Annotated in this window: 14 protein-coding genes; 8 read left to right on the top strand and 6 right to left on the bottom strand. The window is 43.5% G+C overall.

Going from position 1 to position 15,086, the window contains the following annotated elements; all coding sequences use genetic code 11:
• Positions 1 to 106: 106 nt before the first annotated feature.
• On the top strand, positions 107 to 1,396 hold the full coding sequence (locus tag R7R78_RS15135) for a citrate synthase (RefSeq protein WP_005382163.1): 1,290 nt from the start codon (positions 107 to 109) through the stop codon (positions 1,394 to 1,396).
• 92 nt (positions 1,397 to 1,488) lie between these two features.
• On the opposite strand, the gene R7R78_RS15130 is transcribed toward R7R78_RS15135, so the two are convergent.
• The gene (locus R7R78_RS15130; protein ID WP_170893752.1) at positions 1,489 to 2,247 is read right to left on the bottom strand and encodes a Nif3-like dinuclear metal center hexameric protein; all 759 of its coding nucleotides are present in this window, start codon (positions 2,245 to 2,247) and stop codon (positions 1,489 to 1,491) included.
• A 232-nt stretch (positions 2,248 to 2,479) separates the two neighbouring features.
• On the opposite strand from R7R78_RS15130, the gene R7R78_RS15125 reads away from it, so the two are divergent.
• Positions 2,480 to 3,253, top strand: coding sequence for a DUF1853 family protein (locus R7R78_RS15125; protein ID WP_213973131.1), 774 nt, complete (start codon positions 2,480 to 2,482; stop codon positions 3,251 to 3,253).
• A gap of 61 nt (positions 3,254 to 3,314) precedes the next feature.
• Here the strand turns inward: R7R78_RS15125 and pgm are convergent, their stop codons facing one another.
• Positions 3,315 to 4,961: a phosphoglucomutase (alpha-D-glucose-1,6-bisphosphate-dependent) gene (gene pgm / locus R7R78_RS15120; RefSeq protein ID WP_225473934.1), complete on the bottom strand. Its 1,647-nt coding sequence runs from the start codon at positions 4,959 to 4,961 to the stop codon at positions 3,315 to 3,317.
• Between the two features lie 92 nt (positions 4,962 to 5,053).
• Positions 5,054 to 5,596 carry a replication initiation negative regulator SeqA gene (gene seqA / locus R7R78_RS15115; RefSeq protein WP_005382149.1) on the bottom strand — a complete coding sequence of 181 codons (543 nt, stop codon included), beginning with the start codon at positions 5,594 to 5,596 and terminating at the stop codon, positions 5,054 to 5,056.
• 92 nt (positions 5,597 to 5,688) lie between these two features.
• On the opposite strand from seqA, the gene R7R78_RS15110 reads away from it, so the two are divergent.
• The 3 genes from R7R78_RS15110 to fldA all read left to right on the top strand — a co-directional run bounded on the left by R7R78_RS15110 (position 5,689) and on the right by fldA (position 7,372).
• Positions 5,689 to 6,456 carry an alpha/beta fold hydrolase gene (locus R7R78_RS15110; protein WP_213903607.1) on the top strand — a complete coding sequence of 256 codons (768 nt, stop codon included), beginning with the start codon at positions 5,689 to 5,691 and terminating at the stop codon, positions 6,454 to 6,456.
• Positions 6,457 to 6,568: 112 nt separating this feature from the next.
• Positions 6,569 to 6,790: a DUF2788 domain-containing protein gene (locus R7R78_RS15105; RefSeq protein ID WP_005393038.1), complete on the top strand. Its 222-nt coding sequence runs from the start codon at positions 6,569 to 6,571 to the stop codon at positions 6,788 to 6,790.
• Positions 6,791 to 6,838: 48 nt separating this feature from the next.
• Positions 6,839 to 7,372 (top strand): flavodoxin FldA, encoded by a 534-nt coding sequence (gene fldA / locus R7R78_RS15100; RefSeq protein ID WP_005382146.1) that lies wholly within the window; start codon positions 6,839 to 6,841, stop codon positions 7,370 to 7,372.
• A 52-nt stretch (positions 7,373 to 7,424) separates the two neighbouring features.
• Here the strand turns inward: fldA and R7R78_RS15095 are convergent, their stop codons facing one another.
• Entirely contained in the window at positions 7,425 to 7,928 is a 504-nt protein-coding gene (locus R7R78_RS15095) for a DUF4442 domain-containing protein (protein WP_182016637.1), read from the bottom strand.
• 200 nt (positions 7,929 to 8,128) lie between these two features.
• Here R7R78_RS15095 and fcrX point away from each other — a divergent pair, with 200 nt between their 5' ends.
• Positions 8,129 to 8,578 (top strand): ferric iron uptake transcriptional regulator FcrX, encoded by a 450-nt coding sequence (gene fcrX, locus R7R78_RS15090; RefSeq protein WP_005382141.1) that lies wholly within the window; start codon positions 8,129 to 8,131, stop codon positions 8,576 to 8,578.
• A gap of 222 nt (positions 8,579 to 8,800) precedes the next feature.
• On the opposite strand, the gene glnS is transcribed toward fcrX, so the two are convergent.
• Together glnS and nagE are read right to left on the bottom strand one after the other, a co-directional pair.
• Positions 8,801 to 10,471 (bottom strand): glutamine--tRNA ligase, encoded by a 1,671-nt coding sequence (gene glnS, locus R7R78_RS15085; protein ID WP_005382124.1) that lies wholly within the window; start codon positions 10,469 to 10,471, stop codon positions 8,801 to 8,803.
• 276 nt (positions 10,472 to 10,747) lie between these two features.
• On the bottom strand, positions 10,748 to 12,241 hold the full coding sequence (gene nagE / locus R7R78_RS15080) for an N-acetylglucosamine-specific PTS transporter subunit IIBC (protein ID WP_213898759.1): 1,494 nt from the start codon (positions 12,239 to 12,241) through the stop codon (positions 10,748 to 10,750).
• Between the two features lie 490 nt (positions 12,242 to 12,731).
• Between nagE and nagA the strand changes: the two genes are divergently transcribed.
• Both nagA and nagC read left to right on the top strand, forming a co-directional pair.
• A complete protein-coding gene (nagA, locus tag R7R78_RS15075) occupies positions 12,732 to 13,868 on the top strand; it encodes an N-acetylglucosamine-6-phosphate deacetylase (protein WP_005384983.1) in 1,137 nt (378 codons plus the stop codon).
• Positions 13,869 to 13,870: 2 nt separating this feature from the next.
• Positions 13,871 to 15,085, top strand: coding sequence for a DNA-binding transcriptional regulator NagC (gene nagC / locus R7R78_RS15070; RefSeq protein ID WP_005382105.1), 1,215 nt, complete (start codon positions 13,871 to 13,873; stop codon positions 15,083 to 15,085).
• Position 15,086: the final 1 nt, after the last annotated feature.

Here is a 15,086-nt window from a genome sequence, read left to right as displayed (position 1 = left end):
AAGTGCACACAAAGATGGAGAAAAATTGACTTTAAGCTTTAACAACAGTACAAAAATGGCACATAAACATCCTGGACGGATTAAATAATAAACAAAGGAGATTGTTATGGCGGATAAGAAAGCGACCCTTCATGTTGAAGGTCAAGCGCCAATCGAACTGCCAATTATGGACGGTACGCTAGGTACACCTGTAATTGACGTTCGTAAGCTGGGAGCCAATGGTTACTTTACTTTTGACCCAGGTTTTCTTGCCACTGCATCTTGTGAATCATCAATCACGTACATCGATGGCGGCAAAGGTATTCTTTTGCACCGCGGTTTCCCGATTGATCAATTAGCCAATAACGCAGATTACTTAGAAGTATGTTACATCCTTCTTTATGGTGAAGCCCCTACCCGAGAACAATACGAGCAATTCAAAACGACCGTTACTCGTCACACAATGGTACACGAGCAAATCGCAAGCTTTTTCCATGGCTTCCGACGCGATGCTCACCCAATGGCGGTAATGTGTGGTGTAGTTGGAGCACTTGCAGCCTTCTATCACGACTCTCTTGACATTAACAACGACGAACACCGCGAAATTGCAGCGTACCGTCTGCTGTCAAAAATGCCAACACTGGCGGCGATGTGTTACAAATACTCTATCGGTCAGCCATTTATTTACCCTCGTAACGACCTTAGCTACGCAGAGAACTTCTTGCATATGATGTTCGCAAACCCTTGCGAAGAGTATGAAGTAAATCCTGTGGTTGCCCGTGCGATGGATAAGATTTTCACTCTACACGCGGATCACGAACAGAATGCGTCGACATCAACTGTTCGTCTAGCTGGCTCTTCTGGTGCGAACCCATTTGCATGTATTGCCGCTGGTATTGCATCCCTTTGGGGACCTGCTCACGGTGGTGCAAACGAAGCCTGCTTGAGAATGCTAGAAGAGATTGGCAGCGTCGATAACATCCCTGAATATGTAGACCGCGCGAAAGACAAAGATGACCCATTCCGCTTAATGGGCTTTGGTCACCGCGTTTACAAGAACTATGACCCACGTGCGACAGTAATGCGCGAAACGTGTCATGAAGTTCTCAAAGAGCTAAACATTCAAGACCCTCTGCTAGACGTTGCAATGGAACTTGAGCGCATTGCGCTTTCTGATGAGTACTTCGTGTCTAAGAAGCTGTACCCGAACGTAGACTTCTACTCAGGTATCATTCTTAAAGCGATTGGTATTCCAGTTTCTATGTTTACGGTTATCTTCGCGATTTCTCGTACCATCGGCTGGATTGCTCACTGGAACGAAATGCACAGCGATCCACTGAACCGCATCGGTCGTCCTCGTCAGCTATACACTGGCGAAACACAACGTGAGTTTTCTCCACTTCACGAACGTGAATGATCTTTTAGTACGAAGATAGACAAACAAAAGGGTTGAGATTTTCGTCTCAACCCTTTTTTCTTTTTTGCGTTTAACGTTATTAATGGAAAACGCTAAACCGGATTATCAATATCGATAAACTCCACATGTAGGCCATATTCATCCGCTAGCCATTTGCCTAAGGCCTGAACACCATAACGCTCAGTAGCATGATGACCTGCAGCAAAGTAATGAATGTCCATTTCACGAGCGGTATAAGTGGTGCGCTCTGAAATTTCTCCAGAGATAAATGCATCCAGCCCGTGCTGTACAGCAAGTTCAATGAAATCCTGCCCTCCACCAGTGCACCAGCCGACTGTCTCAATCATCTTATCGGTATTCTCTGGAGCGATATGCAGAGGCTCTCTAGCAAGAACTTGGTTGATCTTACTCGCAAATTCAACACCAGACATCGGCTTTTTCAAGCGCCCAAACATAGCAACTGACTGAGGGTGCCCTTCAAGCCCACCTTCTACTTCGATTTCAAGTAAGCGAGCTAATTCAGCGTTGTTGCCTAGCTCTGGATGAATATCTAGAGGAAGGTGATAACCATATAAGTTGATATCATTTTTGATCAGGCTACGAATTCGTTTACCTTTCATGCCACGAATTGGCTCAGGCTCACCTTTCCAAAAATAGCCATGATGAACAAGCAATGCGTCTGCATTAAGCTCAATCGCTTTATCGATTAAGGCTTGAGAGGCGGTTACGCCAGTGATAACACGCTTTACCGCTGATTTCCCTTCTACCTGTAACCCATTTGGCGCGTAATCTTTAATTAACTGCGGTGACAGTTTGTCATTAAGAATCTGTTCTAGCTTTAAGTTATTCATTATTACTTCCAATTTCTAGCGCATGTAAACCTAAATAACCTCTCGATGGAATCAGACGAAAGAGTGCAACCTAGTTGATACAACAACGTTTTTGACATCTGGCACCTTGATATCATTTAGGTCTTTAAAGTGTATCTCGAACCCTAATATCGATGCTAGCCACCCTACCCTCAAAAGCAAATTTAGTTACAATAACAAAGCTTGTCGCCTCACCATAAATTTAGGGATACGGATGAACCAACTGCAACGCTTTTACCAATGGATCGCCACTTCACCTCCGCTTTTCAAGTTACGCCCTCCGTTTGCAACCTTAGAAGATGTCTCGGTCAAACCTTTGAATAGCTCAGAACAATACAATGGTAATCCGAGACTGGGTTTTTTATATCAGCACCTATGCACTGCGGCTCTTTCTAATTCAGAACGATATCAGATTATTGCCGAAGAAATTCAGTTAAACGACGCTGAAGGTAAGACCATTGGTGCTGTCGATTTGGTGTTGAGGAATACAGAATCAAATCAGATAGAACATTGGGAAGTGGCGATTAAGTTTTATCTTCTTTACAACGGCATTTGGTATGGCCCGAATGCTCACGACCAGTTACATGCAAAATTGGATAGAATGCTCACGCATCAGCTGAAAATGAGCGATCGCCCGGAATTTCAAAAAATAATTCCTTTAAACGACTCTCCAGAAGAGCGCCTAATGATGCAAGGACGACTCTATATTAATCCGTTTACTCCAGAGCCAACTCCTAAGGAGTGCTTGGGTTATGAATTAAATCCAAGTCAGATTAGTGGTTACTGGTGCTATCAAAGTCAATGGGATTTAATTGGTAAACCACTTTATCATTTACATAAACCATGCTGGGCGATCGGTACAGACGATTTCTCTCAACCTATTGAAAAGCCTTTAGATCGATTCATACACGCACAAACGGAAGACGGTCAATTCTGGTTTGTGGTACCAGATTCATGGCCCGGAGATAAAGCGGTTCGGGGCACTTAAACATGAAAGGGTTGATGTTTTCACATCAACCCTTTGCTAGATACATTGACCATTGGATGTTTTACAAACCAGCGGCTGCAAATACTTGATTAACTATTTCTTGTGCTTCAGCTTCGATTTGTTTCAGATGTTCTTCACCTTTGAAGCTTTCACAGTAAATCTTGTAGATATCTTCTGTACCTGATGGACGAGCAGCGAACCAACCGTTAGCTGTCGTTACTTTAAGGCCACCAATCGCAGCACCATTGCCTGGTGCATGCGTTAGACGAGCAGTGATCTCATCACCTGCTAGAGTTTCAGCCGCAACCATTTCTGGTGACAACTTCTTCAATACGTCTTTTTGTGGGCCATTTGCTACAGCTTGAATACGGTTGTACTTCGACTCACCGTGCTTCGCCGCTAGCTCTTCATAGTAATCTTGTGGGTTCTTACCCGTTACCGCAGTGATCTCTGCTGCTAGAAGGCATAGCAAGATGCCATCTTTGTCTGTTGACCAAGGCTTGCCATCTTTACGAAGGAAAGACGCACCAGCACTTTCTTCGCCGCCGAAACCAAACTTACCAGTGTACAGACCGTCTACAAACCATTTGAAACCAACAGGCACTTCACATAGCTCACGACCTAGATCCGCAACAACACGGTCAATCAGCGCACTTGAAACTAGTGTTTTACCAACAGCGACATCTTTACCCCACTCGTCACGATGACGGTACAAGTAGTCAATACAAACGGCTAAGAAGTGGTTCGGGTTCATCAAACCTTTTGGCGTAACGATACCGTGACGGTCGTAGTCAGGATCGTTACCAAATGCTAAATCGTATTCGTCTTTCAGTGCCAATAGACCCGCCATTGCGTAAGGAGAAGAACAGTCCATACGCACAACGCCGTCTTTATCTAGCGACATGAATTGGAAAGAAGGATCGATCGATTCACTTACTAGCGTTAGGTCTAGGTTGTATGCCTGACCAATTTGACGCCAGTAATCGATACCGCTGCCACCCAATGGATCTACACCAATCTTCAGGTTCGCTTTTTGGATTGCTTCCATATCGATAACGTTCACCAGGTCATCAATGTATGGCTTCACCAAGTCCATCTCTACAAACAGATCCGATGCTTTTGCTTCTGCTAGTGGTAGGCGTTTCACACCTTGTAAACCTTCAGCAATCAGTTCGTTCGCACGATCTTCGATAGCTTGAGTCAACTCTGCTTCTGCAGGACCACCATGTGTCGGATTGTATTTGATACCGCCGTCTTGTGGTGGGTTATGTGATGGGGTAATAACGATACCGTCTGCTTTTTCATCGTGTTTGATGTTGTAAGTCAGAATCGCGTGTGAAATACCCGGTGTTGGCGTGTAACCGTTGTCTTGTTGGACAATCACTCTCACACCATTTGCAATCAGTACTTCAATCACACTTGAGAAAGCAGGCTCAGATAGCGCATGCGTGTCTTTACCCACAAACAACGGGCCAATTGTGCCTTGCTCAGCACGAACTTCTGCTACCGCTTGAGCGATCGCTAAAATGTGGTTTTCGTTAAAAGTGTGCTTGTCTGCAGTACCGCGGTGGCCAGAAGTACCAAATTGAACTTTGTGTTCTGCGTTTGCCGCGTCTGGTTGAAGTAAGAAGTAGTTAGCAACGAGTGCTGGGATATTGTGAAGATCTTCCTGCTGCGCTTTTTGCCCAGCACGAGGGTGCATAGCCATGTTTGACATCCTTTCTTTAAATACAAATAAAATTAAAAAAGCCTCATAATATCCGCTCACTGCGACGCATTATGAGGCTTCTATCAGGTTTCTTAGATTGAACCTGTTACTTTTTCTATTAAGTCAGGTTGGAACCCCATGTGTGCCATCACTTGTTCAACCATCTGTCTTTTACGACTTGTATTGTTATTCGTGATAACCCAAAACGGTGTACCAGGAATGGCTTTCGGCTTGGTCGTATTACCGTTTGCTAGCAAGGTTTCTTCATTATCTGCAAAGTACACGCGTTTGCGTCCTTTTACATTCGTAGCCTGGGCGAAACCTTCTGGATTCAATTTATGTAAGGTCGATAATACTAACATAAAGCGATCAATCGCTTTTTTTAGACCGGCAAACTCATCAGAAATAAGCAGCGAACGCATTTCTTTCACTACATCAACAGATTCCGTTTTACCCGCATCTTTACTTACTACAATCCCTTGTGGCTTCTCTACTACAGGCGCGGCTTTAGCTTCCTGCAACTGACCATCAAGGTTTAAAAGGCGTCGCAAAATATCCGAGGCGCTTTCACCGATATGCTTAGTTTGACTAGCTATATAACGGTATAGATCCTCATCAACCTCAATTGTTTTCATTCGCTTTTCACATTCTCAATGTTTAAACTCTGGGGGATTATAACGAGATCCACGCGGATACTCCACGTTAAACCCATCACGAATAAGATAAAATGTCAGCATTACTCAACTATAAGCAGGAAGGCCAAGGCCAAACAGTTGTTTTGATTCACGGATTGTTTGGTAGTTTAAGTAATCTGGGTCTACTCGCCCGCGATCTTATTAAAGATCACACGGTGATCAGTATTGATCTGAGAAATCACGGCCTCTCTTTCCACTCCGAAGTCCATAACTATACCGATATGGCAAAAGATGTGGCTCAGCTCCTTCAGTACTTAAACGTTGAGCCATCTATTGTTATTGGTCACTCCATGGGCGGAAAAGTCGCGATGGCTCTTGTGGACATTGCGCCAAATGTAGTCAAGCAGTTAGTCGTTCTCGACATGGCGCCTGTTGCCTACACTACGAACCGTCACGATAATGTTTTTAACGGCTTACATGCTGTTATTAATGAAAAACCAGCAAATCGACAGCAAGCCATGGATATCCTAGCTCAACATATTGAACTCGATGGTGTAAGACAATTTCTCTCTAAATCACTGTACAAAAATGGCGATAAGATGGATTGGCGGTTTAACGTACCGAGCCTTTTTGAGAATTATGACCAAATTATTGGCTGGCAAGAAATCACACCAACAGATATCCCAACTTTATTTATCAAAGGCGGGGACTCTGACTACTTAATGCCAGAACATCAGCCGGCAGTGAAGCGACAATTTAACCATGCTAAAGCACACATTATCGCTGGCACTGGTCACTGGTTACACGCCGAGAAACCGACAGAAGTAATGAGAGTCATTCGAAAATACATTTCGAGTTAACAAATTCGAAAAGCAACACTAGATTATTGAAATAACCCTTCTTGTAGTGCATTAACTTTACCGTTTAACAGTGGTATAGTGCGCCCAAGATTTTTCGGCATGAAGGGCTAAAATGCTTTACGACTATATGGATATGCTCGAGTCTATTGGGCTCGATCTTCTTTTTGCTGCTATCTTTTTTTTCATCGGGATGGCGATAAAAGATGTGCTAAAGCAAGGCAATGTACCTGTTTTTGGTCGTCGTATTGTGTGGTTAGTCCTTTTCCTAGGCTGTGCTGGCTTTATTGCAAAAGGTGTAATTCAGCTAACTTGGGAAGGCTCAGGGTTAGGTTAAACCCTTAGTAGCATCGCCAATAACAAACAATGTAAAGGTATAGACTCTATGGCAAGTGTAGGTATCTTCTTCGGTAGCGACACAGGTAATACTGAAGCCGTTGCAAAGATGATTCAAAAGCAACTAGGTAAACATCTAGTTCACGTTCAAGACATCGCGAAAAGCAGCAAAGAAGACATTGATAACTTCGATCTTCTTCTTCTAGGTATCCCAACTTGGTACTACGGCGAAGCACAATGTGATTGGGATGACTTCTTCCCTGAGCTTGAGCAAATCGACTTCTCTACTAAGCTAGTGGCTATCTTTGGCTGTGGCGACCAAGAAGACTACGCAGAATACTTCTGTGACGCGATGGGCACAGTCCGTGATATCGTTGAATCTAAAGGCGGCACAATTCTTGGCCATACCTCGACAGAAGGCTACGAATTTGAAGCGTCTAAAGCACTTGTTGAAGGTGACGAAAGCCAATTCGTAGGTCTATGTATTGATGAAGACCGCCAACCAGAATTGACTGACGAGCGTGTTGAAAGCTGGGTTAAACAGATCTATGAAGAGATGTGTTTAGCTGAGCTAGAAGGCTAATCAAATTGAATGATGCAAAGACCTCCACTTGGAGGTCTTTTTGTATGTATTGTCACACAGCATCGGTAAGTACTTCCTCTTCGCGATACTGAGGTTTCTTTCTTACATAAAGCTTGCGTTGAACCTCTGAAACCACATTCCCCTGTTTATCTTTTACATGAGTAATAAACTCAGGAAAACACTTTTCTCCATTCCGTGTCATTTGATAAATGTTTTCCAGCATCCCTTCAGTGACCTCAAATTCTGCAAACAAATCACTTTGCCCCGGCTTAATAAAGTTAATGCTTGCCTCTTTATCCCACACATAATATTCCTCTCGTAGAATCCCCATCAGCATCAACGAGTAAATAGGATCAGTTAAAGAGAAAATACTGCCGCCATATTGGGTGCGATTGGCATTTTTATTCCACCAGCGAAGCTTTAAACGTACCTTTACAGTACGGAAGTCTTGAGAAATATGTAAGATTTTAATACCCGCCCCCCAAAAAGGAGGCCAAACATTGAGTGCGAACTTTACAATTCCTGGTTTGTATATCTTCGCTAGTCGCCTATTCATCGCTATCCCTGCCCTCTCCAAGCTTAATGTTACACAATTGTAACTGGTCAGAGCTGTAATATAATGGACCTGTTTCTAATTTACAAAAAGATTCTATTAACCCTTTGAAGTTCGTGGTTTAATGTTCCGAACGCTTATCCTATAATGGTAGGAAGATTGAATTCTGTTAAATCGCTGCAGATGATCCAACGGGAAAGTATATGTCAGATAATAATCAGGCGCTGAAGGATGCGGGTTTAAAAGTAACCCTTCCGAGGCTAAAAATTCTAGAAGTACTTCAGCAGCCAGACTGCCAGCACATCAGTGCTGAAGATTTGTACAAAAAGTTGATTGATCTAGGTGAAGAAATTGGCCTAGCAACTGTTTACCGAGTTCTAAACCAGTTCGACGATGCTGGTATTGTAACTCGTCACCACTTTGAAGGTGGAAAGTCAGTCTTCGAATTATCGACTCAACATCACCACGACCACCTAGTGTGCCTAGACTGTGGTGAGGTAATTGAATTTTCTGACGATCTTATTGAAGAACGTCAAAAAGAGATTGCAGCTAAGTACAATGTCACACTAACAAACCACAGCTTATACTTGTACGGCAAGTGTAGCGATGGTGGTTGTAAAGACAATCCAGATGCACACAAACCGAAAAAATAAGGGTTTGTTAATTTAAAAAGTAAACGTCAGCACATGCTGGCGTTTTTTGTTTCTAGAAGTCAGTACCTTAGACGTCAGTACTTTGGTTACAGAACAAAAGCTACTAAACACCCATCTTTTTTCTCCACAGTTTTGCACATCTATATAGCACTCTGTGGGATTAGGTATAAAAAATGCCAGCGTTTGCTGGCATTTTTTCATCGTTCTCAGCATTAATTGAGATTATTGATTCTCAATTTTTGCCCAGGTATCACGTAGACCAACCGTGCGGTTGAATACTAGATTATCTGCTGAAGAGTCTTTCGAGTCTGCACAGAAGTAACCCATACGTTCAAACTGGTAACCTTTTTCTGCTTCTGCAGAAGCTAGGCTAGGCTCGACGAAGCCATTGATCACAACTAATGATTCAGGGTTGATAGTAGAAGCAAAATCTTCCGCTGCGCCTGGGTTTGGCACCGTAAATAAACGATCGTACAGACGAATTTCCGCTGGAAGAGCTTTATCAGCTGACACCCAATGAATAACGCCTTTCACTTTACGACCATCTGCTGGGTTTTTACCTAGCGTATCTGCATCGTAAGAACAGAAGATCGTTGTGATGTTGCCTTCGGCATCTTTTTCAACGCGCTCAGCTTTGATCACGTAAGCACCACGTAAACGAACTTCTTTACCTAGCACTAAACGCTTGTACTTTTTGTTCGCTTCTTCACGGAAGTCTTCACGCTCAATCCACAATTCACGCGTGAATGGCACTTCACGCACGCCCATTTCAGGTTTATTTGGGTGGTTGGCAACTGTCAAGTTTTCTACTGCGCCTGCTTCAAAGTTTTCGATAACAACTTTAACAGGATCCAGTACAGCCATTGCACGCGGAGCGTTCTCGTTTAGGTCATCACGAATACAAGATTCTAATGAACTAAACTCGATCATATTTTCTTGCTTCGTTACACCAATACGCTTACAAAACTCACGAATAGATGCAGGTGTGAAGCCACGACGACGCAGACCTGAGACAGTCGGCATACGTGGATCATCCCAACCATTAACCAGTTTTTCAGTAACTAGCTGGTTAAGCTTACGCTTAGACATCACTGTGTATTCAAGGTTTAAACGACTGAACTCGTATTGATGTGGACGGCTTTCGATCGTGATGTTGTCTAGAACCCAATCGTACAGACGACGGTTATCCATGAATTCAAGCGTACAAATAGAGTGCGTAATGCCTTCTAATGCATCAGAAATACAGTGCGTAAAGTCGTACATTGGGTAAATGCACCACTTATCACCAGTTTGGTGGTGCGTAGCAAAACGCACACGGTATAAAACTGGATCGCGCATGACCATGAATGAAGAACCCATGTCGATTTTAGCACGAAGACACGCTTTACCTTCTTCAAATTCACCAGCGCGCATTTTTTCAAACAACGCCAAGTTCTCTTCAACAGAACGGTCACGGTATGGACTTGGTTTACCTGGCGCCTTTAGTGTGCCGCGGTATTCACGAATTTGCTCTGGACTTAGCTCATCTACGTACGCTAAGCCTTTGTTAATCAATTCAATTGCATATTCGTAAAGCTTATCGAAGTAGTTTGATGAGTAACATACTTCACCACTCCACTCAAAGCCCAACCAGTTTACATCTTTCTTGATAGACTCAACGTATTCGATGTCTTCTTTTTCAGGGTTTGTATCGTCGAAACGCAGATTACATTGACCCTGGTAGTCCTGAGCAATACCGAAGTTCAAACAGATAGACTTAGCATGACCGATATGCAGGTAGCCATTTGGCTCCGGCGGGAATCGAGTATGCACGCTAGTGTGTTTACCATCCGCTAGATCTTTATCAATGATCTGGCGAATAAAGTTTGATGGACGAGCATCAGCTTCACTCATCTATAGCACCTCAAAAATATTAGTATTGTCAGAGAAAACGGAACCCTGTATCCAAGTATGGTTTCACAGAGTACATTGTTCCTAATGATCCACAATTCTAAGCAATTAGACAACAAGAACTCGCTCTAAAACGACAATATTTATCGAGTTAGCGTGAAAGCAAAGCAGATTCAAAGGGCCTAAACGAAAAAAGGCCTCCTGCGGAGGCCTTTTGCGATGTTGTAGTATCAATTGTTTGCAATACCAATAACAAACAATCACACCACTATTAAACAGTTAAGCTGGTAGCTGAACACCACTTAAGTCTTCATCTTTAGATACATTCTTCATCTCACCAGCAACAATCTCTGCTAGTGGACCAAGAATAACTTGTAGGTTGTTTGTACCTAGCTTCACAACTCCCATAGCTCCAAGATCTTTCAGAGTTTTCTCATTGATAACGCTCATATCTTTCACAGAAAGGCGCAAACGAGTAATACAGGCATCGATAGAACTTAGGTTGTCATGACCGCCAAGGGCCTTCAAGTACTGACGAGCAAGCTCTGAAGAATTGCTTGATCCAGCCACGTTAGATGAAGCTTCTTCATCATCTTCACGTCCCGGTGTTTTAAGGCCAAACTTAACAATCACGGTACGGAACACGAAGTAGTAAACCGCAAAGAAACCAAGACCTTGTACAATGAGCATGTACCAGTTTACCGCTAGCGGGTTACGAGTTGACAATACTAAGTCGACTAGACCAGCAGAGAAACCGAAACCTGCAATCCACTGCATCGATGCCGCGATATAAACTGATAGACCAGTCAGCGCTGCGTGAAGAACGTACAGTCCTGGAGCAAGGAACATGAATGCAAATTCAAGTGGTTCTGTTACACCTGTAAAGAATGAAGCAAACGCAGCCGCAATCATGATAGATGCCACTTTCTCTTTATTCTTTGATTTCGCAGTATGGTACATCGCTAGAGCAGCGCCTGGTAAACCAAACATCATGATTGGGAAGAAGCCCGCTTGGTACATCCCCGTAACACCTACCGTTGCCGTGCCTTCAGCTAATGATTTCGCACCGCCAAGGAAGTTTGGAATGTCATTAATACCAGCAACATCAAACCAGAACACTGAGTTTAGTGCATGGTGCAGACCAACAGGAATTAGAAGACGGTTGAAGAATGCGTAAACACCTGCACCTGCTTCACCCATACCTTGAATGCTTTCACCAAAACTGACCAGACCGCCGTAAACTGATGGCCAAACGTACATCAGGATGAACGCAATAACGATACCAGCAAAAGACGTTAGGATAGGTACAAGACGCTTACCAGAGAAAAACGCCAGTGCTTTGTGCAGCTCTACGTGAGAAAAACGGTTGTACAACTCAGCAGAAACAATACCAACCAAGATACCGACGAACTGGTTATTGATTTTACCAAATGCAGCAGGTACTTCACTTGGGTCAATGCCTTGAATTTGTGCTACTGCACCAGGGGCCAAAAGCGTTGTGACAACCAAGAAGCCCACGAAACCTGAAAGTGCAGCGGCGCCATCTTTGTCTTTAGACATTCCGTAAGCAACACCAACAGCGAACAATACTGACATGTTGTCAATGATCGCTGCACCAGCTTTTATAAGAAATGCAGCAAGTGCACTGTTTGCGCCCCAGCCATTTGGGTCGATCCAGTAGCCAATACCCATGAGTATTGCTGCTGCAGGAAGTGTGGCAACCGGCACCATAAGCGCCTTACCCACCTTCTGGAAGTATCCGAGAATGTTCACCTTAAGTTCCCCCTATAGGATTAGATGTTATGTTGAATGACTTATTTCAGCCGTCCAATTTAGTCATCCTAAGTTTATGATATTAATTTTGCTCCGCAAATTAAAAGCTCACCGTTTGTGATCATAATCACCACAATTTGCCCTTTCGGAAGGTTTTTGCTAGCGAGATCATAAAACTTATTTTATTATACGAAAAAATGGCGTTTTAAAGATAATATTCTCGCACTTTATGCAAGGCAGAATCAGTGTTATTTTGGTATCTAGGCGGGTAAATCACTGTAACTTTGCTCTGAAAAAGAATCATAAAAAAACCATACAATTATTACTTTTCAGTTAGTTACTATGACAATAACATCGATAAAACGCGACTTGCTGTATGTGACTCGTTATCTAATTCAGTGATACAAACTAAGTACCCATATGACTGAAGCAGTCTCTACTTAGATAACGATATAGAAATTGAATTCTCATCTATAAGGACTAGCTGACTATGTACGCGCTAAGTAACTGTAAAATTTATACCGGTAGTGATGTTCTTACCGATCATGCGGTCATCATCGAAAATGATCTTATTCAATCTATTGTGCCGGTTTCTGAGCTACCTCAAAGCATCGAAGTAAAAGACCTTGCAGGCGCTAATCTAAGTCCAGGCTTTATCGATCTGCAGTTGAACGGTTGTGGCGGTGTAATGCTAAACGATGCAATTACCCCTGAAACCATGCAAATCATGCACCAGGCAAACCTCAAATCTGGCTGTACTAGCTTCCTGCCAACACTCATTACGTCATCTGATGAAGATATGCGAACTGCAATTGCCGCAGCTCGTGAGTACCACAACAAGTATCAAAATCAATCGCTTGGTTTACACCTCGAAGGTCCTTACCTTAACGTCGCGAAAAAAGGCATCCATAACGTCGATTTTATTCGCCCATCAGACGAAAGCATGATCGACCTTATCTGCGCAAACGCCGATATCGTAGCGAAAGTAACACTAGCACCTGAGCATAACGACCCAGAGCATATTGCGCGATTAAAGGCTGCTGGCATCGTGGTTTCAATTGGCCACACAAATGCAACCTACGCCGAAGCACGTAAAAGCTTTGAAGCAGGCATTACTTTTGCTACACACCTCTTTAATGCAATGACACCAATGGTTGGTCGTGAACCAGGAGTTGTTGGTGCAATTTACGATACTCCTGACGTATACGCTGGCATTATTGCTGATGGTTTTCACGTCGACTACGCAAACATCCGAATTGCTCATAAAATCAAAGGTGAAAAGCTTGTTTTGGTGACGGATGCCACAGCTCCAGCAGGTGCTAACATTGATCACTTTATTTTTGTCGGTAAGAAAGTATATTACCGAGATGGTAAGTGTGTTGATGAAAATGGCACGCTAGGCGGCTCAGCTTTGACAATGATTGAAGCAGTTCAGAATTCAGTTGAGCACGCGGGGATCGCTTTAGACGAAGCTCTACGAATGGCCACGTTATACCCAGCAACAGCAATTGGTGTTGAGGATCGCCTTGGCCGAGTTCGAAAAGGGATGGTTGCAAACCTGACTATTTTCGATCGTGACTTTAAAGTAAAAGCGACGGTTGTTAACGGACAATACGAGCAAAATTAAGCATGAATGGCGGACAGATTGGTAATGTAGATTTAGTAAAACAGCTTAACAGCGCTGCGGTATATAGGCTGATTGATCAGCAAGGTCCTATCTCCCGTATTCAAGTCGCGGACGTGAGTCAGCTCGCGCCTGCTAGTGTTACCAAAATAACCCGCCAACTTTTAGAGCGCGGCCTTATTAAGGAGGTCGCCCAACAAGCTTCAACTGGTGGTCGTCGTGCGATCTCTTTGACTACTGAAGTCAAACCTTTTCATTCGATTGCCGTTCGCTTAGGTCGAGATTACGTACAGTTCAGTTTATACGATTTAGGTGGTACCGCGCTGGCAGAAGATCAGCATGAACTGCACTACACTAACCAAGCAGACTTAATCGCAGGACTTATCGATTTATTAAAAGATTTCGTAAGCCGTTGCGAAGACAAAATTGATCAACTCATCGCTATCGGCATCACTTTACCGGGCCTTGTTAACCCAACAACTGGCGTGGTCGAATACATGCCTAATACCGATATCGATAATCTTGCTCTCGGTGAAATTGTTGGAGAGAAGTTTAATACAGCATGCTTTGTTGGCAACGACGTACGTGGCATGGCGTTGGCTGAGCACTACTTTGGAGCAAGCCAAGACTGCCAGGATTCTATTTTGGTTAGCGTCCACCGCGGTACTGGCGCAGGTATTATCGTTAACGGCCAGGTTTTTCTTGGTTTTAACCGCAACGTCGGTGAAATTGGTCATATCCAAATTGACCCGCTTGGCGAGCAATGCCAATGTGGAAACTTTGGCTGTTTAGAAACCGTAGCTGCAAACCCAGCGATTATTCAACGAGTGAAGCAACTGATTACTCAAGGATACGAATCAAGCTTAACCGACCTTGAAAACATCACAATTGAAGCGGTATGTCAGCACGCAATGAATGGTGATGAACTTGCGAAACAGAGTTTAGTGCGAGTGGGCAACCAGCTAGGTAAAGCGATTGCGATTACGGTTAACTTATTTAATCCACAGAAAATTGTAATTGCTGGCGATATTACTGCAGCACAAGATATTGTTTTCCCTGCAATTCAACGCAACGTAGAGAATCAATCTCTTAAAACTTTCCATAACGACCTCCCTATCGTGGCTTCTCACATTGATAAGCAGCCAACGATGGGCGCATTTGCGATGATTAAACGCGCTATGCTAAACGGAGTTTTGTTACAAAAGTTACTGGAAGACTAAG

Source organism: Vibrio sp. 2134-1, from assembly GCF_033339495.1.
This window is presented reverse-complemented; position numbering and strand designations above follow the sequence as displayed.

What these genes read in the sequence shown, in the direction of transcription:
- R7R78_RS15095 (WP_182016637.1), bottom strand. Translation starts at nt 7,928, where the DNA reads ATGAATAGGCGACTAGCGAAGATATACAAACCAGGAATTGTAAAGTTC.
- R7R78_RS15130 (WP_170893752.1), bottom strand. Translation starts at nt 2,247, where the DNA reads ATGAATAACTTAAAGCTAGAACAGATTCTTAATGACAAACTGTCACCG.
- nagA (WP_005384983.1), top strand. Translation starts at nt 12,732, where the DNA reads ATGTACGCGCTAAGTAACTGTAAAATTTATACCGGTAGTGATGTTCTT.
- pgm (WP_225473934.1), bottom strand. Translation starts at nt 4,961, where the DNA reads ATGGCTATGCACCCTCGTGCTGGGCAAAAAGCGCAGCAGGAAGATCTT.
- R7R78_RS15105 (WP_005393038.1), top strand. Translation starts at nt 6,569, where the DNA reads ATGCTTTACGACTATATGGATATGCTCGAGTCTATTGGGCTCGATCTT.
- glnS (WP_005382124.1), bottom strand. Translation starts at nt 10,471, where the DNA reads ATGAGTGAAGCTGATGCTCGTCCATCAAACTTTATTCGCCAGATCATT.
- R7R78_RS15125 (WP_213973131.1), top strand. Translation starts at nt 2,480, where the DNA reads ATGAACCAACTGCAACGCTTTTACCAATGGATCGCCACTTCACCTCCG.
- nagC (WP_005382105.1), top strand. Translation starts at nt 13,871, where the DNA reads ATGAATGGCGGACAGATTGGTAATGTAGATTTAGTAAAACAGCTTAAC.
- seqA (WP_005382149.1), bottom strand. Translation starts at nt 5,596, where the DNA reads ATGAAAACAATTGAGGTTGATGAGGATCTATACCGTTATATAGCTAGT.
- fldA (WP_005382146.1), top strand. Translation starts at nt 6,839, where the DNA reads ATGGCAAGTGTAGGTATCTTCTTCGGTAGCGACACAGGTAATACTGAA.
- R7R78_RS15135 (WP_005382163.1), top strand. Translation starts at nt 107, where the DNA reads ATGGCGGATAAGAAAGCGACCCTTCATGTTGAAGGTCAAGCGCCAATC.
- R7R78_RS15110 (WP_213903607.1), top strand. Translation starts at nt 5,689, where the DNA reads ATGTCAGCATTACTCAACTATAAGCAGGAAGGCCAAGGCCAAACAGTT.
- fcrX (WP_005382141.1), top strand. Translation starts at nt 8,129, where the DNA reads ATGTCAGATAATAATCAGGCGCTGAAGGATGCGGGTTTAAAAGTAACC.